Source organism: Gemmatimonadota bacterium, from assembly GCA_039715185.1.
Taxonomy (GTDB): domain Bacteria; phylum Gemmatimonadota; class Gemmatimonadetes; order Longimicrobiales; family RSA9; genus DATHRK01.
In genome coordinates this window covers 11,399-35,142 of sequence record JBDLIA010000029.1, presented here as the reverse complement: position 1 = coordinate 35,142, position 23,744 = coordinate 11,399, and the positions used below count along the sequence as shown (strand labels likewise).

Genomic DNA, 23,744 nt, shown 5'->3' with positions numbered 1-23,744 from the left:
CAGATCCCGCTGAGGCCTCCGCGCGAGCGCTCGCAACGATCCTCCGGAGGTGGACAACAGGTCTGTGGCGACGTCCACCGAGTTGCTGCCCGGAGGGCCACTGCCGACCAGGATGGCGATCAACTCGCGCGTGGCCAGCCCGCCCGGGGAGACGGCGCGTAGCCGCTCGCGCGGTCGGTCCCCGACCGCCCATTCGCGCACGGGCAGCCGAGCGCCTGTGTCTCCCATGTGGCCCCGCCCCCCCTCATCCTTGCTCCGCCTCAGATCACCGCCCCGTGGCACTTCTTGTACTTCTTCCCGGAGCCGCAGGGGCACGGGTCGTTGCGACCGGGCTCGCGATCCACCGACACGGGAGCCCGGGGCCGGGGAGCCTCGTCCCCGCGGTTCGTGACCATCCGGCGCGTCGCGGTGGCGGCGCCTCCCCCCAACCCGGCGACGACCGCGTCCTCTCGACTGGGCCGCGCCCGCGTTGCGGGTCGGGCCGCGCCTCCGGGCCCGCTCAGCGTCATGGGCTGCTGCCGCCGCTGCTGCGGCGGCGGCGGGCCGATCTGAGCCCTGAAGGCGAGCGAGGCGACCGAACGGCGGACGTCCGCCATCAGGTCCACGAACATGTCGAACGCTTCCTTCTTGTACTCGATCAGCGGATCCTTCTGTCCCCAACTGCGGAAGCCGATCGAAGCCTTCAGGTGGTCCAGATCGTAGAGGTGGTCCCGCCACTTGCCGTCGAGCACGCTGAGCAGGATGAAGGCGAGCACCCGTTCCTGATTCTCGGCGAACTGTTCGAGCTTCTTGTGGTAGCCGTCGTGCGCGCGATCCAACACCAGGTCCTGGACCTCGTCGGGGTTCGCGAAGTCGTGCAGCTCCCTCAGCTCGGCCACGGGAAGCAGGTAATCCAGGACCAGGCGTTGCTCCAGTCCGCTGACTTCCCATTCGTCGTCGTGCGACCCCTCGGGCACGTATTCGTCCACCACGCCCTCGATCGCCTGCGAGGCCATGTCCCAGATCTCGCCCTTGAGATCCTCGCCCCCCTCCAGCGCGAAGGTCCGTAGGTCGTAGACCACTTCGCGCTGCTGGTTCATGACGTCGTCGTAGTCCAGCAGTCGCTTGCGCGCCTCGAAGTTCTGCATCTCGACGCGTTGCTGCGCTTTCTCGATCGACCTCGTCACCAGGGCGTGCGTGATGACCTCGCCCTCCTCGGCCCCCATCCGGTCCATCACCGCGGCCACGCGGTCCGAGTTGAACAGGCGCATCAGATCGTCTTCTAGCGACAGAAAGAACTGCGACGCACCCGGGTCGCCTTGACGCCCGGCGCGACCCCTGAGCTGACGATCGATCCGGCGCGACTCGTGGCGCTCCGAGCCGATTATGTGCAGGCCGCCGTCCTCGATCTCGAAATCGGCCGCCTTGCCGGCGGGCTCTACCCAACGGTTCGGATCTATCGGCGCGACGTCGGCGGGGTCCAGGTCGCGCGAACGAATCCACTCGATCGTGCGCGAATCGGTCACTCCCGCGCCCAGTTTGATGTCGGTCCCGCGGCCGGCCATGTTCGTCGCGATGGTCACCGCCCGGGGCTGGCCCGCCTCCCGCACGATCTCCGATTCCTGCTGGTGGAACTTGGCGTTCAGCACGTTGTGCTTGATGCCCCGGCGCTTGAGCATGCGGGACAGCGTTTCTGACACGTCCACGGAGGTCGTACCGACCAGGACGGGCAGTTCGAGCTTGTTGAGCCGCTCGACCTCGTCCATGATGCCGTTGAACTTCTCGCGCTTGGTGCGGAAGATCAGATCCTGGCGGTCGTCTCTGACGACCGGGCGATTGGTCGGAATGACCATCACATCCAGGTTGTAGATCTGGTGGAACTCGTTCTCTTCCGTCTCGGCCGTACCGGTCATTCCGGCCAGCTTGTCGTACATGCGGAAGTAGTTCTGGATGGTGATCGTGGCGAGGGTCTGTGTCTCCCCCCGCACGCTCACGCTTTCCTTGGCCTCCACCGCCTGGTGCAACCCGTCCGACCAGCGCCGGCCCGCCATCTTCCTGCCCGTGAACTCGTCGACGATGACAACCTGGCCGTCTTCGACGATGTACTGCTCATCCTTGGTGAAGAGCGTGTAGGCTTTCAGAAGCTGGTGGATGACGTGGATCTTCTGCGACTTCTCGGCGAACTCCGACTCGAGCGCCTGGATTCGCTCCCGTTTTTGGTCCACCGGTATGGACTCGTCGTCCTCGATGGCACCGACGTCCTCTGACAGGTCGGGCGTCAGGAAGGCGTCGGGGTCGCCCGGCGACAGCTCGTCGAGTCCTCTGTCCGAGAGGTGCACCTGGTGCCCCTTCTCGTCCATCGCGAAGAACAGCAACTCGTCCAGCTCGTGGAGCTTCTTCTCCCTCATCCAGGCGGCCTCGGTCTGGCTGACGAGCTTCTGCAGTCCGGGGTCGTCCGCGAACAGCTTGAGCAGGCGCTTGTTCTTGGGCGCGCCGCGCCGCACCGCCAGAAGCTTCTCGCCCGCCTCGACCTCGTTTCCGGCCTCCAGCGCGCGCTCCGCGTCGCCCACCAATTCGGCCACGATCCGCATCTGCTTGCGGTGCAACGCCCCGACCATCGGGTCGTACTGCTTGTAGACGTGGGAGCGCTCCTCGGCCACCGGTCCGCTGATGATCAGCGGCGTGCGCGCTTCGTCGATCAGGATCGAGTCGACCTCGTCGATGATCGCGTAGTAGTGGCCTCGCTGGACCTTCTGCTCCAGCGAGGGAACCATGTTGTCGCGCAGGTAGTCGAAGCCGAACTCGTTGTTGGTGCCGTAGCAGATGTCGGCAGCGTATGCGGCCCGCCGTTCGGGGGTGCCGGGCTCGTACAGGTCGATGCAATCGACCGACAGGCCCAGGTAACGGTAGACCGTGCCCATCCACTCGGCGTCGCGCTGCGCGAGATAGCTGTTGACCGTGACGAGGTGAGCGCCACGGCCCGCCAGCGCGTTCAGGTACAGCGGCATGGTGGCTACGAGGGTCTTGCCTTCCCCCGTCTGCATCTCGGTCGCCTTGCCCCTGTGCAGCGCTACCGCACCGATCAACTGCACGTCGTACGGCACCATGTCCCAGGCCTGGGTCTGGCCGGTGACATCGATCTCCGTGCCCAGCAGCCTGCGACAGGCTTCCTTCACGGTCGCGAACGCCTCGGGAAGGATCTCGTCGAGCACCGCCTGCGTGAGCTCGGTCAGCCCCTCTTCGGCCACGCGAATGTCCGCGGAGAGGCGCTCGCGCTCGTCGTGGTCTTCGGCGCTTCGCTTTGTCTCCCGCAGCTCATCGATGCGCGCGAGCAGGGCCGCGGTGCGCCCTCGCACGATCTCCCGCAGCCGCTCCGTCTGCGCTCGCAGCTCGTCATCGCTCACGCCGCCCAGCCGGTCGACGATCGCGTTGATCTCGTCTACCAGCGGCCCGAGCTTCTTGGCCTCGCGCTCGTGCCGTGAGCCCAGGATGGCCTTGACGGCGGTCTTCAGCATGAACCTTCATCCCCTCTCGCGACTGGGACTTCGCCGTCCCGCGCAAGGTACAGGTGCTCTCGTTCTATTATCGCCCGCACCGAATCGGCCACCAAGTACCGAATTGGTTTTCCGTCGGCCACGCGTTCACGAATCTCGGTGGAGGACACGTCTATTCTCGGGACGTCGACGACCTCGTGTGGCAGCGCCACGGCGGGGCCATCGACGTCAACCTCACCCCGCCCAAGCACGGCGACGCGAGCGTTACGGACGATGTCACCCGGGCGGCGCCAGGTGTGAAACTCATTGAACTGATCGGCGCCCAGCAAAAGGACCAGCTCGTCCGCCGGTCGCCGCGCGGTCAAAGCCTCGATCGTGTCCACGGTGAACGACGGTCCGTCGCGATCGAGCTCCAGCGAGTCGACCTCGAACTCCGTGGTGTCCGCGATCGCCGCCCGGGTCATCTCCAGGCGCAGCGCTGCCGGGGCCTGGGCGCGGTCGCGCTTGTGCGGCGGACGCGCCGCGGGCACGAACAGCACGCGTTCCAGCTCGAGGCGCTCGAGCGCGTACTGCGCCACGATCGCGTGTCCCACGTGCGGAGGGTCGAAAGAACCACCGAAAACGCCCGTCCTCACTCCGTGCTCGACCCGGTCTGGGCCCACGCCTGGGCGGCCTCCGCCTCGGGAGACTCCGGGAAATCTCGCAGCAACCGCCCGCGCACGTCATCCAACTCGGACTGGTAGCCGAGTTCCCCGTAGATTTCGACGAGCATCAACAGCGCCTGCGGAGCCACTGTCGAGGTGGGATACCCTTCGAGGAGATCTTCCAGGTAGACGATCGCCGAATCGTACGCCTTGTTGCGGAAGTAGAAATCGGCGCTGTAGAGGTCCTTCTGGGCGAGCTTGTCCACGAGCCGGTCGCGCGTACTCCTGGCGCTGTCCGCGTACTCGCTTCCGGGGTAGAACTCGGCTAGCGCATCGCAGTGCTCCACCGCCCCTCGCGTGTACTCCTGATCGAGCGGGATTTCCGGAGACAGCTCCTCGTAGGCCCGACAGACCATGAAGCGGGCGTCGTCCGCCAGCTCTCCCACCGGATAATCCTGGACCAGGCGGAGGAATTCCGTGGACGCGGTCAGATACTCCTTTTTCCCGAAAAAGGCCTGCCCCACGCCGAACCTGGCGCGCTCCATCAGCGGGTGCGTGGGGAACTCGAGGGAAAACCGCTCGAACACGGTGATGGCCGCGTTCCAATTGCCCTCATCGAGTTCCTGTTGGCCTCGCGCGTACATGTCGTCCGCGGGCAGGTCCGCCAACTCTATGGCGTTCGAACAGGCCGCCAACGCGGCTGCCAGCGCCAGAACGGCGACTCCACCGACGGTCCTCCGCGGACCCCATACGCGCGACCTCACGGAGGTCGCGCGGTTCGGATTTGCGTACAAAAGCTCGAACATCACGGTCAGTACCCGGTGAGGCGGGGCTGGTTTCAGGAGCGGGCGTCCGCAACGCCTCAGCACAAAGGGCCCCTCGGTGGGGCCCAACCATGGACGATTCGCCGGATCAGTCGGAGTCGCCGAAACGGATCTGATCGATTCGGCGCTGCGTGCGCCGTACGAGTTGTCCCGTTCTCGCCGGGTTGAGGTCCAGCACGGTCCGGTAGGCCTCCAGCGCGGCCTCGGCGTCGCCAATCGCGAACAGGATCTCTCCCCGCAGAAACCAGGCTTGATCCTGAATGGTGGCGGGCACGCCCAGATCGGTGACCGTTTCCAGCAACTCGAGCGCGACGGTCAGCCGCCCGGCTTCGTGGGCCTCGGTGGCGAGTTCGAACGAACAGTTGGACCTCCGCCAGCGGGCCTCGGACGCCAGGTCACCCGTCTCCCCTTGGCGTTCGTAGGCCTCGAAGTACGGCAGCGCGTCCTCGCACCGCCCGAGCTCCTCCCGCAGCCGCCCCAGTTCGAGCATGATCGCGACGGCCGAGTCCGGGTCAGCTCGCACCAGCGCGAGTTCGTAGAACTCCGCTGCGCGTTCGCGATCACCTGAATCGGCATAGTAACGCGCCAGCGGCTCGGCCAGATCCTGCGGCCAAGCGCCGGGGCGGATCGCCACCGCGGCCTCTACTCCGCGCGCGAGTCCGTGCACGTCTCCGCGGGCCAGCGATCGGCGAGCCAGCGTTAGAAAGTCGAACACGGCCTGGCCCTCGTAGGACGGGGCCATGACCAGCAGGCGTTCGTAGGCCGCGCGGGCACGATCGAGCTGACCATCCACCGCGAACGCGTGTGCCACGAACGCCGCCTTCTCGGCGTCGTCGTCGTCCTGGCTGAACGCCAGCCGGTACTCGGCCAGGGCGCCGCCGTACGCCGAGTCCGCCCACAGCGCGTGGCCGCGCGCCAAGGCACCTTCGTCCTCGCCGCAGCCGACCAGGAGCCACGCCCCCGCCACGAGCCAGCGCCAGCTTTTCACTACGCCCGCGCGGCTTCCAGAATGGACAGATAGGCACGGACCAGTGCGTCGTCGGGTGCGTCACCCTGACAGCGAATCCACTCCCGGCGGGCCCGATCCCGCTCGCCCCGGCGCAGGTACAGGAGGCCGCGCGCCGCGCGCGCACGCACGAACGCGGGTCGCTCTTCGACGGCGCGATCCAACTCCCGCTCTGCTGCGTCCAGGTCGCCGCTTCTCAGATACGCCTCCGCCAGTCTCGTGCGCAGGTCCGGATAGGTCGGGCGCAGATCCACCGCTCGCCCGAACTGGCGCAGGGCTTCCTCCACGTCGCCCGCCTCGAGGTAGCGATCGCCCAGCTCGGCGTGCGCCTCCGCGAGGCGGTTGGCCACTGCGCTCGAAAAACGCCCAGCGCCCGCGTACTCGCTTTGCCGGGCGGCTTCGAAGGACTCGGTCGCGGCCTCGAATTCGCCCAGCTCGCTCAGCGTAATCGCCTTGTTGAGCAAGGCCTCCACGTAATTCGGGTTGATGCGCAGAGCGTGGCCAAAAGACTGGAGTCCCGCCTCCGGCTGTCCGAGCAGGCAGAGACAGAGTCCCATGAGTTGATGGACGTCCGCGTACTGGGGCTGCTGCTCCACGACGCCGCTGAATTCGTCCAGCGCGGTCACGTAGTCACCACGGCCGAACGCTTCCCTGCCCCGGGCGATGTTGGGCCTCACGTCGGCCCGCTGCTCCACGGCGTCAACTCCCATTCCCGTCTCCCGCAAGAGCCTTGGCCAGTCCAGCCTCGTCCTCGATGGGCGGCGCGCCGCGGCGACGCATCGCGCCTCGCGTGTCCACCAGGGTCGACGCCAACCGCCCGACCATGTCGTAGTCGATGTCCGTGTGATCGGTCACGACGACCACTACGTCGGCCGACTCGAGCGTCTCCGGACCAAGCTCAGACGACCACAGAGGGTCGAACCCGTCCACGCCGACATCGTCGCCCGAAATAGTGGGCACGAACGGGTCGTGAAAGCTAACCCTGGCCTCCTTCTGGGCCAGGAGGCGGATCAACTCCAACGCTGGACTCTCTCGCAGGTCGTCGATGTCCTTCTTGTAGCTGACGCCCAACAACAGTACCCGGCTACCCTTCAAGGGCTTGCCGCTCGCGTTCAGCGCGTCGGCGATCTTACGCAGCACGAACCTGGGCATCTCGGCGTTGATCTCGCTCGCGAGCTCGATCAGCCGCGTGCGGAACTCGAGGGTGCGCATCTTCCAGGACAGATAGTGCGGGTCCAGCGGAATGCAATGCCCACCCAGCCCGGGGCCCGGGGTGAACTTCATGAATCCGAACGGCTTGGTGGCCGCCGCATCCACCACTTCCCACACGTCGATCCCCAGGCGATCGCACACCTGCGCCAGCTCGTTCACCAGGGCGATGTTCACCATGCGGAAGGTGTTCTCGTAGACCTTCACCAGCTCGGCGGCTCGCGCGCTGCCGACCGGAACCAGGGTGTCGAAGATGGGGCCGTACGCGCGCAGCCCCGCGCGCGTACACTCCGGCGTAACACCGCCGAGCACCTTCGGCGTGTTGCGCGTACTCCAATCGGCGTTCCCCGGGTCGACGCGCTCCGGCGAGAAGCAGAGGTTGAAGTCCCTGGGCGCCTGCAGGCCCCCGCGCTCGAGCACCGGCTGCAGCACCTCCTCGGTCGTCCCAGGATAGGTCGTACTCTCCAGCACGATGGTTTGCCCCGGACGCAGATGGGTCGCCACGGCCTCGCCCGCCGCGACCACGTACGAAAGGTCCGGATCCTTGATCTTGTTGAGCGGTGTCGGGACGCAGATCGACACCACGTCGCACTCCGCCAGCCGGGCCATGTCCGTGGTGGCCTCGAAGGCGCCTTCGGCCACGGCCCGGGCCACTGAGCTGGCCTCCACGTCCTGTATGTGGCTGAGTCCGGCGTTGAGGGCGTCCGCCCGGGCGGCGTCGATATCGAGACCGATCACGCGGTATCCGGCGCGCGCAGCCTCCAACGCCAGGGGAAGGCCTACGTAGCCGAGGCCTACGACGCCGAAGGTCGCGCCCGTCGGGGGCTGGTGAGACTCTTGATCGATGGTGTCCGCTCCGGGCTGCCTCTAGCCGGCCGACTTACCCCGTCGCAGATCGACCTCGGGGGCTCGGTCGGCAAACTCCTGTTCGTAGCGCTCCAAGGAAACTACGAGGTTCGGGAAGAATCCGGCGAAATGACTCAGCACCAGGTCGTCCCTTCCGTCCTCCAGGTGGCCCGACCACTCGGGCATCAGCTCGCACACCCGCGCGGTCCGCCGGTTGGATGGGCGTACGATCCGAACCTTGTGGACCGCCGTTTCTTCGGTCTCTTCCTCGGGCGCGACCAGCTCTTCGTGCAGCTTCTCGCCCGGGCGCAATCCCGTAAAGACGATGCCACCCTGGACGGGTAACCCCGCAAGACGGCGCAGGTTTCGGGCGAGATCCAGGATCCGGACCGGCACGCCCATTTCCAGCATCGCGACCCTGCCGCGGATCCCTTCCAGCAGTGACGCCTGAAGAACGAGCTGGACCGCCTCCGGAATGGTCATGAAGTAGCGGGTGACGTCCGGGTGCGTGACGGTGAGTGGACGTCCCGCTTCCAGTTGACGCCGGAACACGGGCAGCACGCTCCCCTTGCTTCCCAGGACGTTGCCGAACCGAACCGCCGAGTACGCGGTGGTCGCGTAGTGGTCCTGCAGCTCCAGCACGACGAGCTCCGCCAGGCGCTTGGTGGCGCCCATTACGTTGGCCGGCCGAACCGCCTTGTCGCTGCTGATCAGCACGAACTTGTCGGCGTGGTGTCGGCCGGCGGCCTCCGCGACGCGGTAGGTGCCGAGGACGTTGTTGCGCACGGCCTCCCGGGGGTTCTCCTCCATCATGGGGACGTGCTTGTACGCGGCCGCGTGGAATACCCGATCGAAGGCGAAGCGCCGGAACAGCCGTTCGAGCGTCGCGACGTCGGTGATGTCGCCCACCACCGAGACGAGGTGTAGCCCGGGGTGGGCCTCGCGCAGGTCCGCTTCGAGGAAGCAGAGCTCGCTCTCGGCCTGGTCGAGCGCCACCAGCGTGGCCGGGCGATGGAGCGCGATCTGGCGGGTGAGCTCGGAGCCGACGGAGCCTGCCGCGCCCGTGATGAGGATGACCGCGCCCTCTATGTCCGCGGCGAGCTCGGGGAGTTCGAGTACGACCGGCTCACGGCCGAGCAGGTCCTCGATGCGAACTTCGCGCAGCTGGCTCAGCCGAACGTTGCCCGACAGCACTTCCGAGATGCCCGGGAGCACCTTGAACGGCAGCCCGGTCTTCTCGCAATGCTCGACGATTCTCCTCAGGTCCGCGGGTCGCGCGGAAGGGATCGCGAGGATGATCTCGTCCGCGTCCAGGCGCCCTGCTACCTCCGGTAGCTGCGCGGTGGCCCCGAGGACGCGCACGCCCTGCACCGACCGTCCGTGCTGCGATTCGGCGTCATCCACGAACGCCACCGGACGAAAGCTCGTGGGCAACCGCAGCATCTCACGCGCGAGCAGGTTTCCGGCCTCTCCGGCCCCGACGATGATGATCCTGCGGTCCCCGCGTGCGCCCGGACGGCGGAACTGACGCAGGCGCTCGAAGGTGAGGCGGTACGCCAGCCAAACTCCGGCGAGGAGGTATCCGTGCAGGACCCAATCGATCAGGAGCACGGAACGCGGAATTCTGGGGGTGAGAGGAAGCGCGAAGTCCAGCCCGAGGAGGGCCAGCGTCCCGACCCCGCTCGCCGCTATGAGCCGGACGATGTCGCCGGTGCCGACGAATCTCCAGCGACCCGCCGAGAGCTTGAAAAGGCGAGCGGCGACGTGCCGAATGACAATGACCGCGCCGATCGTAAGGGCGGCGGTCTCGAGGTGTGGACCCGGAACGCGAAACTCGAAGCGGAGCGCGTAGGCCAGGGCATAGGAAAGCCCCGCGATCGCCGCGTACACGAGATACGCGAGTCTCTTTCTAGGGGCAAACGGCGCCCGGAGCAGTCCCCTCAAACGAGCCTTCACTCACCACCCCCCACCGCGATGTCCTCCACCTCCGCAACCGCCCGCTCCACCAGTCCGCGGGGGACTCTCCTCGAATCCGGTTCAGTTCACTCGTGGGTGTGCATCCGTCACCCGTTGGAACCCCACCGTCAAGCTTCTGTTACCGTCTCGGCCAACCCGCCCGGCGTACGCGTGGGCGGACCCTTTGGCGGGAACAGCACCTTCAGCAACGGCGGCGCCATGAACGTTGTGACCATCACCATCAACGTGAGCGCACTGAAAATACCGACGTCCAGTACCCCCGATGTCAAGCCCATCTGAGCAAAAATCAGGCCGACCTCTCCGCGCGGGATCATTCCGACGCCGATCACCGACTTCTTCCCCTTCAGCCAGAAGGGCGCGTAGCCCGCGGCCAACTTCCCCACGATCGCGACGGCGATGAGCGCCAGTCCCACGCTGAGGACAGTAGCGTCCGCAAACGTGCGCACATCCACTGAGGCGCCTACGACCACGAAGAAGATCGGAACGAAGAAATGGCCCAGGCGGGTCACCCCGGCTTCTATTGTGTGCGCATGCCGCGTGGGCGCCAGCACGAGCCCCGCGGCGAACGCACCCACGATCAGCGCCGAACCAGCGGCGTCCGCCAGGTAGGCGATGATGAACGCGAACGCGAGCGCCATGGTGGCCAGCGTCTCCGGCTTGCCCACGCGCGCCAGGATGTCGAATAGCGGCGGAATGACGAACCGGCCGACGATGAGCACGAGCGCAACGAACCCGAACGCCGACAGCGTAGTCTTGCTGATGCTGACCGCGGTGACCTCGGCGCCTGCTACCAAGTTCGCCACGACGGCCAGAATGATCAGACCGATGATGTCGTCGATCACGGCCGCCCCGAGGACGATCTGGCTCTCTATCTCTTGCAGACGCCCCAAGTCGGACAGGACGCGCGCGGTGATGCCCACGGACGTCGCCGTCAGCGCGGCGCCCGCCACGACCGCCACCATCGTTTCCAGGCCGAGCGCGGAGGCGACCCAGTAGCCACCCCCGAACGGCAGAACCACCCCTACCACGGCTGTCGTCAGAGACGCGCCCCCCACCTGCAGAAGCTTCTTCAGGTCGGTCTCGAGCCCTATCTCGAAGAGCAGAATGACGACGCCGATTTCGGCCAACAGGTGGATTACTTCGACGGTCGGATCCACCAGGTTCAGAACCGAGACGCCCAGCACCACCCCGGCGACCAATTCACCCAGCACCGCCGGCTGGCCGATCTTCTCCGCCAACTCCCCGAACAGCTTGGCGCCAACGAGGATAGCGATCAGGATCGCCAGGAACGCGGGCACGCTCAGGTGGTCCCCCTCCGCCGCGTGGGCGCCGGCCTGCGCCGCCGCTTGAGCGGTGTCGGCGAGAACGGCCGCGGAGTCGGCGACCCCCTGCAGCAGGAGGTGGACGAGCGGCAATCCCGAATCCAGCATTCCTCCCCCGGGGGATGAGAGGGTTGGTCGCTGCCAAGAGACCTCAGGGACCGCGCGGTCGTGAGATCGGCCGCGCAACATAGGGCTGGCCCTGGGGAAACTCCAGCCCGCATACGAAGGGCCGGCAGCGGGTTACCGCGCCGGCCCGATGTGCTGCATCAGATATGGTGCGAGGCTAGACGGCCTTGCGGATCTTGCCGGCCGAGATGCATCGCGTGCACACGCGCACTCGTCTGGCATCGCCCGAATCCAGGGCGATCTTCACACGCCGCAGGTTGGGCAACCAACGCCGCCTGGTCTTGTTGTTCGCGTGGCTCACGTTGTTCCCGGTAATGGGACGCTTGCCGCATACGTAGCAAACTCTAGCCATGATATGTGCCTGGGCCCTGCCCTCTAGTGGACGGTAACTAGTTGAGCGTGCGCGCGTCCAGGAAGCTCAGCGCGAAACGCGCTTCCTCGACCTGCAGGTCATCCACCAGCGCGCCCGAAGACCGCCAATCGGTCAACACCGAGTCGGACATGAGCTCCACGATTCCCGATACCGTCACGATATCACCGTTGGCGAAGGACGCCCCTCCAGCGGCGAGGGCATCGCTTATCCGGATCATGTACGGCTGGTTGTTGGGAAGCTGGATCCAAAACGCCCGGCCGCCCAGCGTGGACGCGATCGTAACGTTGCTCAGCCGGATGTTCAGGCTCTGGAAGCCCTCGGGACCGGTCGCGAAGTCGGCAACCGTCACGTTGGCCGCCCCCCCGTCGATGTTGGCACCCGGTACCGATGCGGTATCCTCGAGGATGGATATCTGCGTCGGCTCGGCGGTAACGCTCAGCCACCAGAATAGGCCCCCTATCGCAACCAGGGCCGCGATCATGAGGAGCGTGGTCTTTCGTGCGGTCGACTGAGGCGCGTTGGTTTCGGCCATGGGACCTACTCGACGAGTTCGATGATCGCCATATCGGCGCCGTCACCCGGACGGTGCCCGAGCTTCAGCACCCGCGTATACCCTCCCGGACGCTCTGCGTACCGGGGGCCTAGCTCGCCGAACAGATGAGCGAGCACGTCCTTGTCGCGGATGCTCCTAGCCACGATGCGGCGGGCGTGCAGATCGCCACGCTTCGCCTTCGTGATCAAAGGCTCCGCGTACGTGCGGAGCTCTTTCGCCTTGGCGGTTGTCGTACGAATCCGGCCGTGCTTGAAAAGCGACGTCGCGAGGTTGCGCAGCGTGGCTTCCCGGTGCTCGGCGGTTCGCCCGAGGTGTCGTCCCTTCTTGCGGTGCCTCATCGGCTACTCCTCCGCCGCCGCTGCTTCCTCGGCCTCGGCGTCATCGCCCACCAGATACAGCTCTCCGTCTTCACCGGCCTCCAGCTGCATGCCGAAGTGCAGGTCCTGATCTTCCAGGAAGCGGCGGATTTCTTCGAGTGACTTCTGCCCGAAGTTCTCGATGTTGAGCATCTGCTGCTCGCTCCGCCGGACCAGGTCTCCGAGAGTAATGATACTCTCCTTCTTGAGCGAGTTCACCGAGCGAACCGACAGCTCCGTGAGGTCCTCGATCGGGCGGCGGAAGAGGTCCTGCATGCCACTCGACATGCGCACCGCTCCCGGTGTCGGCGGCTCGGACACCTCGGTCCCGCCGAACTGAAGCAGATAGGCCATGTGCCGACGCGCCAGCTCCGCCGCGTACGCCACCGTCTCTTCCGGCTCCCGGCTCCCGTTGGTCTCCACGAGCAGCGTCAAGCGGTCGAAGTCGGTGCGCTGGCCCACACGCGTCTCCTCGACCGTGAAGTTGGCTCGCAGCACCGGGTTGTAGATCGAGTCGATCCGGACCAGGTCCACCGGACTCCCCTTGGGTAGCCGATGTTGGTCGGCGGCCACGAAGCCGCGCCCCTTGTTCACGTACAGCGTGAGGTTGATCTCTCGCTCATCCTGCAGGGTGAACAGGTGGTGGTCCTGATTGACGACCTTGACCCGCCCATGCCCGCCGATGGCTTCCGCGGTCACGGCGCCGGCCTTGGACGCGCGCAGTTCCAGCGTGACCGGCGGCGTCTCCTCTTCGACGACGAACTCTTCGCCGTCCTCATCGGCCACGGGAGCGGCCCCCTGCGTCGCTTGAGGCAGGTCGCCCTCCATCTCCAGAACGAGCGTCTTCAGGTTCTGGATGATCTGGTGAACGTCTTCGACGACGCCCTCCACCGTCTGGTGCTCGTGTACGACGCCGTCCATGCGGAAAGCCCACACCGCCGCCCCCGGAAGCGAAGACAACAGAATGCGCCGGACGGTATTGCCGAGGGTGTGGCCGTAGCCCCGCTCCAGGGGTGCCATTACGAACTCCGCCGAGCGACCATCGTCGGAACGATGGGCGACTTCGACTCGCTCGGGAAGTACCAATCCGCTGAGATCTAGCTCCACTATCGCCTCCCGGCCGAACGGCCGGTTCGAGTCATCAACTGACGTTGCTTTCGCTTCCCCGGCCGGCCCTACTTGGAGTAGAGCTCCACGATGAGCTGCTCCTGGACCGCCAACGGGATGTCCGTGCGGGTCGGGCTCTGGAGCATCCGGCCCGTGCGCGTATCCGTGTCCACCGCGAGCCAGCGTACCGTGTCGGGGCGAGTTCTCGCCTCCACTGCGGCCTGCACCGGTACCAGCCCCCGAGAGCCTTCGCGGATGCGCACCTCGTCACCGGCGGCAACGCGGTAGCTCGGAATGTTCACGGCGGACGCGTTGACCTCCACGTGGCCGTGGCGAACGAGCTGCCTCGCCTGCCGGCGGCTCTCGGCGAGCCCCAGGCGGTAGAGGATGTTGTCCAGCCGGCTTTCGAGGAGGACCAACAGGTTTTCGCCCGTGACGCCCTGCGCTCGGTGGGCTTCCGCAAAAAGATTCCGGAAATACGACTCGCCGACCCCGTAGATCCGCTTCACCTTCTGCTTCTCACGGAGCTGCACCGCATATTCCGACTGCTTACGCCGGCGCGCGTTGGTTAGACCGTGTTGGCCCGGGACATAGTTGCGGCGTTCAATGGGGCACTTCTCGGTGAAACACTTCGTGCCCTTCAGGAAGAGCTTCTGCCCCTCGCGGCGGCAGAGCTTGCACACCGGTCCAGTGTGGCGACCCATATCGTTCTAGTCTCCATCCGTGTCGATAAAACCTGCATGCGAGACTTCGTCCCGCCTGGATGGTGCGGCGGTTTACGTCTCCCCGCGTCCTTTTAGACGCGGCGCTTCTTGGGCGGCCGACACCCGTTGTGCGGGATCGGCGTAACGTCGCGGATCGACCGAACATCCAACCCGGCCGCGGCCAGGGCCTGCACGGCGGACTCTCTGCCGCTACCCGGTCCCTGCACGCGCACGTGGATCCGCCGAACACCGAGGCTGACCGCCTCACGGCCCACCTGCTCCGCCGCGACCGTGGCGGCGAACGGCGTCGACTTCTTGGAACCCTTGAACCCCGCTCGGCCGGCGCTGCCCCACACTATCACCGCACCACCCATATCGGTGAGCGTGATGAGCGTGTTGTTGAAGGTCGCCCGGATGTGGGCGATCGCCTCCGCCTCGACGTTCTTCTTGGTTCGCTTCTGACGCGTTTTCTTGGGCTTGGCCATGCTCGTGCGCTTCGCGCTGTGCTAGGGTCTTATCGGAGGCCCAGCGGTGCCGAGCCGAAGATCGGCTGACCGGCACCGGCTACTTCTTGGGTGCCCTCTTCTTGCCTGCGATGGCGCGCCGCGTACCCTTGTGCGTGCGCGCGTTGGTGTGCGTGCGCTGGCCCCGAACGGGAAGTCCGCGCCGGTGCCGCAAACCGCGATAGCACCCGATGTCCATGAGTCGCTTGACGTTCATGGAGACCTCGGTGCGAAGGGCGCCCTCCACCTTGTGCTTGCTCTCGATTTCCCGACGCAGACGATTCACTTCCTCGTCCGTCAGCTGATGGACGCGCCTGTCGCGATCCACGCCGGTGGTGTCGAGTATGTGGTCGGACTTGGAAGCGCCGATGCCGTAGATGTAGGTCAGCGCGACCTCGATCCTCTTGTTGCGCGGCAAATCAATGCCAGCGATACGCGCCATTCGCTCAGCCCTGTCGCTGCTTGTGTCGCGGATTCCTCTTGCAGATGACCCTCACCACCCCGCGGCGGCGGATCACCTTGCAATGCTCGCAAATCGGCTTGACGCTGCTACGAACCTTCATGTGTGCGTATGCCGGGCGTAAGAAGTTGACGAACAGCTGGGAAGTATATGCAGGCGACCAAGATCGAGCAACCCCGTGGGCACATGATCGCTCAGTTGCTGATACGGTCCACGGCGATGATCAGCGACGCCGCCGCGGTCAGCGCCGTCAGCGTCTGGGTGAAGATCGTGCTGAAGCCCAGGCCGCCGCTCCGCGGGGGCTTCACGGGCACGACGACGCGACTTCCCGGGCCCGGCCTTGGGACTCCGTCCGGCAGCAGGAAGCGGGTACGCTTGGTGGCCCGGGAACCGTTCTGGAAGGTGACCGAAACGCGATCCCGATCGGCGTTGTCCAGGTACCCACCGGCCTGTTCGATGTAGTAGTCGATGTTCTCGCCGGATTCGTACAGAACGCGGGTCTCGAACGCCACGGCGCCCCGCACCAGGACCGTTGGATCGTAGGCCGGGACGTGCAGGCTGTCACCTCCCGCGAGGGCCAGGTCCGCCTCGCGGTCGCCCTCGACCAGAGCGCGGGAGAGATCCGTCGCCACCAACTCGCCCTCGCGTATCATCTGGAAGCCCGGCGCGTAGGCCTCCGTCGTGAGCCCACCCGCCCGTGCGATGATGCTGCTGACGGTTTCGTCGCGTTCGGCCAGCACGTAGCGGCCGGGCAGGTGTATCTGGCCCGTGACCGCCACGGTTCGAGACACTTCGTAGCCCGGCGCCCGGCGCACGAACGCCCGGTCTCCGTGACGCAGGGAGAACTCGGCCGCCAGAGGGCGCCAGTCGCCGGCCCCGGCCTCGACCGCGCCGGTCGCCCCGTCGCTGCCGCCGTCGCTGCCCGGCGCGCCCCCTGGAGGCAGCGCGACCCGAAACACCGTCGCCAGCGTACGGTCCCGGCGCAGCGGATCCACCGGCCGCGCGATCTCCACCTCGAGGGCGTAGGCGCCGCGCACGAAGCCACCCGCGGCCAGGATCAGGTCTTCGAGGGTCATGCCCTCGGCGAGAGGGAACTCGCCCGGGTCCTTCACGAACCCATCGACCGTCACGACCGACTCGTTGCGCAGCATCTCCTTGCTGAAGATCACCACCGAGTCGCGATCGGCCAGCCGCACGTCACCCGTGACGCCGTCTTCTGACAGCGCGACCCTGAGCAGCTGGCGGCGGCCGTCGGCCGGATCCAGGCGGTAGATGTGGGCGCGCGAAAGGTAAGCCCCCTCCGTTAGCCCCTCGGCGCGGTCGATCAGGCCCTGCAGCGTTTCCCCGTCGCTCCACTGATACAGCCCGGGCCGGTTCACCTCGCCTTCCAGCACGACCCTGTTGCGCCGCTCGTCGGAGATCGCGAACACCCGGACGCGGTCCCCGTCGCGCAGCGGCATGGCCTCGTCTCCCTCCATCAACTCGCGCAGGTCGACGTCCACCAGGACGCGGTCCACGCCGGGGATGCGCTCCCAGGGCGGCACGACGCGATCCACCTGGATGCGCCTCACCACGGCGTCGGACCGAAAGCCGCCGGCGAAGGCAATCAGCTCGCGTAGCCCCTCTCCCTCGCGCAGCTCGTAGGCGGCCGGCCTGCGTACCGAGCCCTCCACCCCCACCAGGGTCAGGGCAACCGGAACGAACAGCCGATCCCCCTGCTCCAGGCGCAGGTCGCCGGCGTTGTCGCCGCGCAGAAGGTAGTCGTAGGTGTCGACAGTCTGGACGAGCCGTCCGCCCCGTCGCACCTCCAGCGAACGCAGGCTACCCGCGGCGCTGGGTCCGCCCGACAGGTAGAGCGCGTTGAAGGCGGTGCCGGCCGCGTTCACCTGATAGGCGCCCGGCCAGCGGACCTCGCCCACGACGAACACCTGATTGACGCGCAGCCGTCCGACGGAAATCTGGAAGCGCGTGGTCGCGCCGGGGCCCCGCCGCACTCCCGAGTAAACGCTGCCCAGGCGACCGTACAGCGCGTCTTCCAGCTGGCCGAGCGTGAGGCCGGCCACCGCCACGCGGCCGACGTCGGGGATGAACACGTGCCCCTCACGCGAAACCGTCAGCGGGTAAGCGAGCTCGACATCTCCGGTAAGCACTAGCGCCAACTCGTCTCCGGCGTCCAGCCGGTAGCCGGCGTCCACCGGCCCCTCGAGGATCGGGTCGAACTGGGTTGTGAATCTCCGAAAGATATCGTGACCGAAAATCGGCAGGCCATCCACCGTAGGCACGGGCTCGTCGCGCAGGTCGAAGGGCAGACCGGGTGGGTCTCGGAAGGGCCGAGAGTCGGCTCCAAGCGAATCGAAGAGCGCCGCCTGGCCCGGGCCTATCCCCAGGCCGCTGTCCTGGCCCATCAGGCCCAAACGCCCCAGCGCTTCGGCGAAATCACCTCCGGGCGCACCCCGCTGCAGAGAGCCGCCCTCCAGCGCGTCATAGTAGCGATCCGCCAGGGCTGGATCATATCCGGCCTGGCTCAGGCGCAAGCGAAGCTGCGACCGGGTCAGTCCCGACCGACGCAGCGCCTCGAGGATCTCACCCTGCGACACGGACCGCCCGAGTCGACCCTCGATTTGCTGGCGGATGGCCACCGTGTCCGCCTGCTGGCCAGTCGCATTCTGGGCCGAGAGAGGTGGCGCGGCGGAGGCGGCCGCGAGCCCGAAGGCGAGGATCGAGCGCGCTGGCTTGCCTGGCGACATGGGTAGCCTCGCCCGCCTAAAGCGGGTTGCCGTTGAGACTCGTGAGCACTCGGGGCCCGTCCGCCGTAACGGCCACCGTCTGCTCGAAGTGGGCGCTCGGTAGCCGGTCCGATGTCACCACCGTCCAGTCGTCCTCGAGCGTTTCGACGTCAGGCGAGCCGAGATTGAGCATCGGCTCTATGGCGAGCACCATCCCGGGCCTCAGCTTGAGGCCGCGCCCCGGCCGGCCGAAATTCGGCACGTTCGGCTCCTCGTGCGGCCGCCTGCCGATGCCGTGGCCGACGAGCTCGCGCACCACCGACATCCCAGCGGACTCGGCGACCGTTTGAATGGCGTGCCCCACGTCACCGAGGCGGTTGCCGGCGCGAGCCTGCTCGATGCCAGCGTTGAGGGCCGCCCGAGTCGTGTCCATGAGCCGCTGAACGTCGGCGTCGACATCGCCCACGGCGTAGGTTCGCGCCGCATCGCCGAACCAGCCACCCAGCTCCACCCCGACGTCCACGGTGACAAGATCGCCCGAGGCCAGCACGCGACCCGGTTCCGGGATGCCGTGGACGACCTCCTCGTTGACCGAAATGCAGGCGCTGCGGGGGAAGCCATAGAGGCCCTTGAAGGACGGCACCGCGCCTTCGTGGGAACGGACGAACTCATCGCAGAAGCGGTCCAATGCGTCCGTGGTCACGCCGGGAGCGATGCGCGCGGGAAGCTCGGCGAACAGCGCGGCGATGACACTACCCGCGCGGCCAATGGCCTCGATCTCTTGCTGGCTCTTGAGCGGGATCACCGGGTGCGCGTTCGCTGTCGAGGAATCGAAGGCGGCCTGCGTCTCTGCGCGGCGCTCCCTCCGGGGCGCTCCCTCCGGCCCGGAGAGGCGCGGCCAAATGTAACGCGGGGGACCTGCGCGTGGTATCCCCGGGAGCCGCCTACACCCACCCGAGCAGACTGAACACTCCAACGATGGTAATCACGACCAGAATCGTGAGCGGAGCGCCCAGTCGGGCGTAGTCTCCGAAGCGGTATCCGCCGGGGCCGTACACCATGGTGTTGGTCTGGTAGCCCAGGGGCGACAGGAAGCTGCACGAAGCCGCGAGCGCCACGGCGATGGCGAACGCGCGTGGATCGGCGCCGACATCGCCGGCCACCGCCAGCGCCACGGGAAACACCAAAATCGCCGCGGCGGTGTTGGTGATCAGTTCGGTGAGGGCCAGCGTAACGAGGACCACCCCAGCCAGCGCCCAGGGCGCCCCGAGCGCACCCAGAGGGGCCAGGACGGTATCGGCGATGACGGCCGCCAGCCCACTTTCCTGCACAGCGGCCCCCAGCCCGAAGCCGGCGGCGATCACGATCAGCACGTCGAGCGAGACCGCGCCGCGCGCCTCCGCCGTGGTCAGGATGCCCACCAGTATGGTGAGCGCCGCGCCCGCCAGCGCGGCGTGCAGGACCGGCGCCAGACCCAGCCCCGCGACCGCGACCACTCCCAGGGCGATGAGCGCGGCCAGAGGCGCGTAGCGGCTGGCGCTAGGCGATGGGCCGCCGAGCCGGGAGACCAGCAGGAAGTCAGCGCGATCTCTCCAGCGAGCGCGAAACCCCGGGTCTGCGAGCAGGAGCAGGGTGTCGCCCAGGCGGAGGGGCTCACCACCCAGCTTGCCGTGCACCCTCGCTCCGGCCCGGTGGATAGCCACGACCGCCGCCTGGTAGCGATCGCGGAAGCCGGCTTCCTTGAGCGTTCGCCCCACCAACGGCGAGGCTCCTCCGACGACCGCCTCGAAGAACGTGTTGCCGGGGTCGGTGAAGTCCAGAAAATGGCGCGCCTCCGCGGAGGTCAGACCGCGCATGCGTTGGAGCTCCGCGATCGCATCGGCCACCCCAACGAACGCCAGCAGGTCGCCGCCGCGCAGCTTCGTCGTCGGCGCGATGGGCGCGCTCCTTTCGCCGTCGCGCTCCAGCCCCACCAGAAACAGGCCCTGCAGGTGGCGCAGCCCGCCCTCCTCCACGCCGACGCCGTCCAATCGCCCGCCTCGCTCGACCGCCATCTGCACGACGAACTCACGGGCCTCGGCGCCCGCGCTGGCGCTCGAGCCCCTCCGGTCCGGCAGCAGCGCCGGCGTGGCCAACACCAGCAGGGCCAGGCCGGCGACGGCGATGGGCAGCCCCACCGGCGTCATCTCGAACATGCCCAGCGCGGGCATGCCGGCCGACTCCAGCAGTCCGGACACCACGACGTTGGTCGATGTGCCGATCAGGGTGAGGAGGCCGCCCAGGATGGCGGCGAACGAGAGCGGCATCAGATAGCGCGAGGGGCTGCGACCCTGGCGCTGCGCCCAACCCGCGACCTGCGGCGACAGCATCGCGACGATGGGGGTGTTGTTCATGGCGGCCGATGACGCGGCGACGGCGGACAGCAGCCGGAGGAGCGATCGCCTCTCGCCGTTGGTGCGCCCGAACACCGCCGCGACGAGCGGCTGCAGCGCGCCGGTCTTCTCTATGCCGCCCGCGATGATGAAGAGCGCCGCCACGGTGATCGGCGCCGGATTCGAAAAACCGGAGAACGCCTGGGGCGCGGACACGATGCCCAGCAGGACCACCGCCACCACGCCCAGCAACATCGTCAGAGCGGGCGATCTGGCGCCCCGGGCCAGCAGGCCCACGACCACGGCCACGATCACCAGCGTGGCCCAGCCTTGCCACGTCATGGCCGCGCTTCCGGCGCCCCCGCTGGCAGAATTCCGGCGGAACGCAGCATGGCCACGACGCGCTCGGCGAGCTCGTCGACGCCCAGGTCGTCGGAGGGGGCGAGGAGCTCGGGCGACACGGGTTCCTCGTAGGGCGCGGTCACGCCCGTCAGGCCCGTGATCTCACCCCGTTCCGCGCGCTCGTACAAGCCCTTCGAGTCCCGCCGCCGACACTCCTCGATGTCGCAGCGCACGTAGACTTCGAAGAAGCGGCCATCCGGAACGAGCGAGCGCGCACGGTCCCGGTCCCGCGCGTAAGGCGACAAGAACGTGCACAGGGCGATGCTGCCCTGCTCGAAGAACAGGCGCGCGACCTCTCCCACCCTGCGGATGTTCTCGGTGCGATCCTCCGGGGAGAACGCGAGGTCCCCGCTCAGGCCGTGCCGTACCCGGTCCCCGTCGAGCAGCATCGTGCTGCAGCCGATGTCGTACAGGCGCCGCTCGACGGCGCGCGCCAGGGTCGATTTGCCCGACCCCGACAGGCCCGTGAACCACACCACCGCGGCACGATGGCCGTTGCGAGCCTCGCGTTCCTCCCGCGCCAGCGCTTCCGGCTCCCAGCGCACGTCGGGGGATGCCGGGCGCTCAGCCCCCTCGGCGTCCGCACGCGCGAGGTCACCCGGTGTCTGGACGCCGCCGCGGATCATGCCGGCTCCGACGGTCGTATTCGTGAACGCGTCCACGAGCACGAACGCCCCGGTGGACCGGTTCACCCGGTAGGGATCGAAGAAGACGGGGTCCGCGGTCTCGACCTCCACGCGCCCGATCTCGTTCAGCGCCAGCGTCTGCGCGTCTTCCCTGTGGAGCGTATCGACGTCGATTCGGTACAGGACGTTGGTCACGTACGCACGGGCTGCGCGCGTCGTATGGCGCACCAGAAGAGGCCGCCCCACTTCCAGCGGCGTCTCCGACATCCAGCAGAGCATGGCCTCCATGCGTCGGCCGACCTGCGGCAGATTGCGCCTCCGCACGATCATGTCGCCACGGCTCACGTCGATATCGTCCGCAAGGCCGATCACGAGCGGGTCTCCCGCCAGGCCTTCCTCCACCGGGCCGCGAGCCGAGTGGATCTGGGTGACTCGCGTCGCGCGCCCCGACGGCAGCGCGACTACTTCCTCGCCGACGGATATGGTGCCCGAGGCGACCTCTCCGGCGAATCCGCGAAAGTCCTGGTGCGGCCTGATGACGTACTGCACCGGGAATCGGAAGTCTACCAGATTCCGGTCCGCGGAGATGTTGACGGACTCCAGGTGGTGCAGCAGCGAGGGCCCTTGATACCAGTCGGTGCGCTCGCTACGCCGCGCGACGTTGTCTCCCTCCAAGGCCGAAATCGGAATGAAGACGATGTCGCGCACGTTGAGCTTGGCGGCGAACGACCGGAATTCGTCGGCGATCTCGTCGAACGCGTCCATGGACCAGTCGACCAGATCCATCTTGTTGACCGCCACCACCATGTGGGGGATGCCCAGCAGCGAAGAGATGAAGGCGTGTCGGCGCGACTGCGTGAGCACGCCCTTGCGCGCGTCCACGAGGACGACCGCCAGGTGGGCGGTGGAGGCGCCGGTGACCATGTTGCGGGTGTACTGCTCGTGCCCCGGCGTGTCCGCGATGATGAACTTCCGCCTGGGAGTGGCGAAGTACCGGTAGGCGACGTCGATGGTGATCTTCTGCTCGCGCTCGGCGCGCAGTCCATCGGTAAGCAGCGCCAGGTTGAGTCCGTCCTCGCCGGACCGCCTGCTCGCCCCTTCCAGCGCCTCGAGCTGGTCCTCGAAGATCGACTTGGTATCGTAGAGCAGACGCCCGATCAGCGTGCTCTTGCCGTCGTCGACGCTACCGGCGGTCGTGAATCGGAGCAGGTCGGAAGCGCCCGCGGCCATCAGAAGTATCCCTGCCGCTTGCGGTCTTCCATCGCGGACTCGGAGCGCCGGTCGTCGTGCCGGCCGCCCCGCTCGGTCACGCGAGCCGCCGCGACTTCGGCGATGACCTCCTCGAGCGAGCCCGCCGCGGAGACGACCGCGCCGGTACAGGTCGCGTCGCCGATCGTGCGGAAGCGGATCGTCCGGTTCTCGTAGGCCTCTCCGTCCAGCAACGAGATCCAGGGGCTCCGCGCGAGCAGGGTCCCGTCCCGCTCCACCACCTCTCGCTGGTGGGCGAAGTACAGCGAGGGGATGGGGATCTCCTCCGCCGCGACGTACTGCCACACGTCCATCTCGGTCCAGTTGCTGAGGGGGAACACGCGAAAGTGCTCCCCGGGGGCCTTGGCGCCGTTGTAGAGGCTCCACAGCTCCGGACGCTGATTCTTGGGATCCCACTGCCCGAACCGGTCGCGGTGGGAGAAGAACCGCTCCTTGGCGCGAGCCTTCTCCTCGTCGCGCCGCCCGCCACCCAGCGCCGCGTCGATCTTGAGCTCCTCGATCGCGTCCAGAAGCGTCACGATCTGCAAGACGTTGCGGCTCGCGTCCGGCCCCTTCTCCTCCACCGCCCGTCCAGCATCGATCGAATCCTGGACGTAGCGCACGAGCAGCTCCGCGCCGACGCGCCCGACGAGCGCGTCCCGGAATCGGAGCGTCTCCGCGAAGTTGTGCCCGGTGTCGATGTGCAGCAGCGGAAACGGAATCCTGCCCGGGGCGAACGCCTTGCTCGCCACGTGCACCATGACGATCGAGTCCTTCCCGCCCGAAAAGAGCAGGACCGGGCGCTCGAACTGCGCCGCGACCTCGCGCATGACGAAGATCGCCTCCGCCTCCAGCTGGGCCAGGTGCGACGTTCTATCGTCCTTCAT

Annotated in this window: 21 protein-coding genes and 1 pseudogene; all 22 read right to left on the bottom strand. The window is 67.4% G+C overall.

What is annotated here, in order from left to right:
- Positions 1 to 228: UPF0758 domain-containing protein (locus ABFS34_07475; protein ID MEN8375273.1), on the bottom strand; the 228-nt coding region annotated here is incomplete at its 3' end.
- A gap of 32 nt (positions 229 to 260) precedes the next feature.
- Positions 261 to 3,494, bottom strand: a complete 3,234-nt coding sequence (gene secA, locus ABFS34_07470) for a preprotein translocase subunit SecA (GenBank protein ID MEN8375272.1) — start codon at positions 3,492 to 3,494, stop codon at positions 261 to 263.
- Positions 3,488 to 4,108 (bottom strand): nicotinate-nucleotide adenylyltransferase, encoded by a 621-nt coding sequence (gene nadD / locus ABFS34_07465; GenBank protein ID MEN8375271.1) that lies wholly within the window; start codon positions 4,106 to 4,108, stop codon positions 3,488 to 3,490. Before nadD ends, secA begins: the two co-directional genes overlap by 7 nt.
- Positions 4,105 to 4,881: an outer membrane protein assembly factor BamD gene (gene bamD, locus ABFS34_07460; protein ID MEN8375270.1), complete on the bottom strand. Its 777-nt coding sequence runs from the start codon at positions 4,879 to 4,881 to the stop codon at positions 4,105 to 4,107. Before bamD ends, nadD begins: the two co-directional genes overlap by 4 nt.
- 148 nt (positions 4,882 to 5,029) lie before the next feature.
- Complete coding sequence (locus ABFS34_07455; protein MEN8375269.1) at positions 5,030 to 5,929, bottom strand: tetratricopeptide repeat protein; 900 nt, start codon at positions 5,927 to 5,929, stop codon at positions 5,030 to 5,032.
- The gene (locus ABFS34_07450) at positions 5,929 to 6,657 is read right to left on the bottom strand and encodes a tetratricopeptide repeat protein (protein MEN8375268.1); all 729 of its coding nucleotides are present in this window, start codon (positions 6,655 to 6,657) and stop codon (positions 5,929 to 5,931) included. The genes ABFS34_07455 and ABFS34_07450 overlap by 1 nt, the downstream gene beginning before the upstream one ends.
- Complete coding sequence (locus ABFS34_07445; GenBank protein MEN8375267.1) at positions 6,647 to 8,002, bottom strand: nucleotide sugar dehydrogenase; 1,356 nt, start codon at positions 8,000 to 8,002, stop codon at positions 6,647 to 6,649. Before ABFS34_07445 ends, ABFS34_07450 begins: the two co-directional genes overlap by 11 nt.
- A gap of 21 nt (positions 8,003 to 8,023) precedes the next feature.
- Positions 8,024 to 9,892 (bottom strand): nucleoside-diphosphate sugar epimerase/dehydratase, encoded by a 1,869-nt coding sequence (locus ABFS34_07440; protein MEN8375266.1) that lies wholly within the window; start codon positions 9,890 to 9,892, stop codon positions 8,024 to 8,026.
- Between the two features lie 194 nt (positions 9,893 to 10,086).
- Positions 10,087 to 11,409: a cation:proton antiporter gene (locus ABFS34_07435; protein MEN8375265.1), complete on the bottom strand. Its 1,323-nt coding sequence runs from the start codon at positions 11,407 to 11,409 to the stop codon at positions 10,087 to 10,089.
- A gap of 175 nt (positions 11,410 to 11,584) precedes the next feature.
- Positions 11,585 to 11,779: a 50S ribosomal protein L28 gene (gene rpmB / locus ABFS34_07430; protein MEN8375264.1), complete on the bottom strand. Its 195-nt coding sequence runs from the start codon at positions 11,777 to 11,779 to the stop codon at positions 11,585 to 11,587.
- A 37-nt stretch (positions 11,780 to 11,816) separates the two neighbouring features.
- Positions 11,817 to 12,332: a hypothetical protein gene (locus ABFS34_07425; protein MEN8375263.1), complete on the bottom strand. Its 516-nt coding sequence runs from the start codon at positions 12,330 to 12,332 to the stop codon at positions 11,817 to 11,819.
- Between the two features lie 8 nt (positions 12,333 to 12,340).
- Positions 12,341 to 12,691: pseudogene (gene rplQ / locus ABFS34_07420) on the bottom strand (50S ribosomal protein L17).
- A 3-nt stretch (positions 12,692 to 12,694) separates the two neighbouring features.
- On the bottom strand, positions 12,695 to 13,816 hold the full coding sequence (locus ABFS34_07415) for a DNA-directed RNA polymerase subunit alpha (protein MEN8375262.1): 1,122 nt from the start codon (positions 13,814 to 13,816) through the stop codon (positions 12,695 to 12,697).
- A 68-nt stretch (positions 13,817 to 13,884) separates the two neighbouring features.
- Positions 13,885 to 14,520 carry a 30S ribosomal protein S4 gene (rpsD, locus tag ABFS34_07410; protein ID MEN8375261.1) on the bottom strand — a complete coding sequence of 212 codons (636 nt, stop codon included), beginning with the start codon at positions 14,518 to 14,520 and terminating at the stop codon, positions 13,885 to 13,887.
- Between the two features lie 92 nt (positions 14,521 to 14,612).
- A complete protein-coding gene (gene rpsK / locus ABFS34_07405) occupies positions 14,613 to 15,005 on the bottom strand; it encodes a 30S ribosomal protein S11 (GenBank protein ID MEN8375260.1) in 393 nt (130 codons plus the stop codon).
- A gap of 79 nt (positions 15,006 to 15,084) precedes the next feature.
- Complete coding sequence (gene rpsM, locus ABFS34_07400) at positions 15,085 to 15,465, bottom strand: 30S ribosomal protein S13 (protein ID MEN8375259.1); 381 nt, start codon at positions 15,463 to 15,465, stop codon at positions 15,085 to 15,087.
- Between the two features lie 4 nt (positions 15,466 to 15,469).
- Entirely contained in the window at positions 15,470 to 15,586 is a 117-nt protein-coding gene (gene rpmJ, locus ABFS34_07395; GenBank protein MEN8375258.1) for a 50S ribosomal protein L36, read from the bottom strand.
- Positions 15,587 to 15,677: 91 nt separating this feature from the next.
- Positions 15,678 to 18,230 (bottom strand): SLBB domain-containing protein, encoded by a 2,553-nt coding sequence (locus ABFS34_07390; protein MEN8375257.1) that lies wholly within the window; start codon positions 18,228 to 18,230, stop codon positions 15,678 to 15,680.
- A 16-nt stretch (positions 18,231 to 18,246) separates the two neighbouring features.
- Positions 18,247 to 19,014 (bottom strand): type I methionyl aminopeptidase, encoded by a 768-nt coding sequence (gene map / locus ABFS34_07385; protein MEN8375256.1) that lies wholly within the window; start codon positions 19,012 to 19,014, stop codon positions 18,247 to 18,249.
- Positions 19,015 to 19,153: 139 nt separating this feature from the next.
- Positions 19,154 to 20,923, bottom strand: a complete 1,770-nt coding sequence (locus tag ABFS34_07380; protein ID MEN8375255.1) for an SLC13 family permease — start codon at positions 20,921 to 20,923, stop codon at positions 19,154 to 19,156.
- Positions 20,920 to 22,839 (bottom strand): sulfate adenylyltransferase subunit CysN, encoded by a 1,920-nt coding sequence (gene cysN, locus ABFS34_07375; GenBank protein MEN8375254.1) that lies wholly within the window; start codon positions 22,837 to 22,839, stop codon positions 20,920 to 20,922. The genes ABFS34_07380 and cysN overlap by 4 nt, the downstream gene beginning before the upstream one ends.
- Entirely contained in the window at positions 22,839 to 23,744 is a 906-nt protein-coding gene (cysD, locus tag ABFS34_07370) for a sulfate adenylyltransferase subunit CysD (GenBank protein ID MEN8375253.1), read from the bottom strand. The genes cysN and cysD overlap by 1 nt, the downstream gene beginning before the upstream one ends.

Coding starts and splice junctions, on each gene's coding strand:
- rpsD (MEN8375261.1), bottom strand. CDS start 14,520: ATGGGTCGCCACACTGGACCGGTGTGCAAGCTCTGCCGCCGCGAGGGG.
- rpmB (MEN8375264.1), bottom strand. CDS start 11,779: ATGGCTAGAGTTTGCTACGTATGCGGCAAGCGTCCCATTACCGGGAAC.
- secA (MEN8375272.1), bottom strand. CDS start 3,494: ATGCTGAAGACCGCCGTCAAGGCCATCCTGGGCTCACGGCACGAGCGC.
- ABFS34_07425 (MEN8375263.1), bottom strand. CDS start 12,332: ATGGCCGAAACCAACGCGCCTCAGTCGACCGCACGAAAGACCACGCTC.
- cysN (MEN8375254.1), bottom strand. CDS start 22,839: ATGGCCGCGGGCGCTTCCGACCTGCTCCGATTCACGACCGCCGGTAGC.
- ABFS34_07390 (MEN8375257.1), bottom strand. CDS start 18,230: ATGTCGCCAGGCAAGCCAGCGCGCTCGATCCTCGCCTTCGGGCTCGCG.
- rpsM (MEN8375259.1), bottom strand. CDS start 15,465: ATGGCGCGTATCGCTGGCATTGATTTGCCGCGCAACAAGAGGATCGAG.
- ABFS34_07380 (MEN8375255.1), bottom strand. CDS start 20,923: ATGACGTGGCAAGGCTGGGCCACGCTGGTGATCGTGGCCGTGGTCGTG.
- rpsK (MEN8375260.1), bottom strand. CDS start 15,005: ATGGCCAAGCCCAAGAAAACGCGTCAGAAGCGAACCAAGAAGAACGTC.
- rpmJ (MEN8375258.1), bottom strand. CDS start 15,586: ATGAAGGTTCGTAGCAGCGTCAAGCCGATTTGCGAGCATTGCAAGGTG.
- ABFS34_07435 (MEN8375265.1), bottom strand. CDS start 11,409: ATGCTGGATTCGGGATTGCCGCTCGTCCACCTCCTGCTGCAGGGGGTC.
- ABFS34_07450 (MEN8375268.1), bottom strand. CDS start 6,657: ATGGGAGTTGACGCCGTGGAGCAGCGGGCCGACGTGAGGCCCAACATC.
- cysD (MEN8375253.1), bottom strand. CDS start 23,744: ATGAAGGACGATAGAACGTCGCACCTGGCCCAGCTGGAGGCGGAGGCG.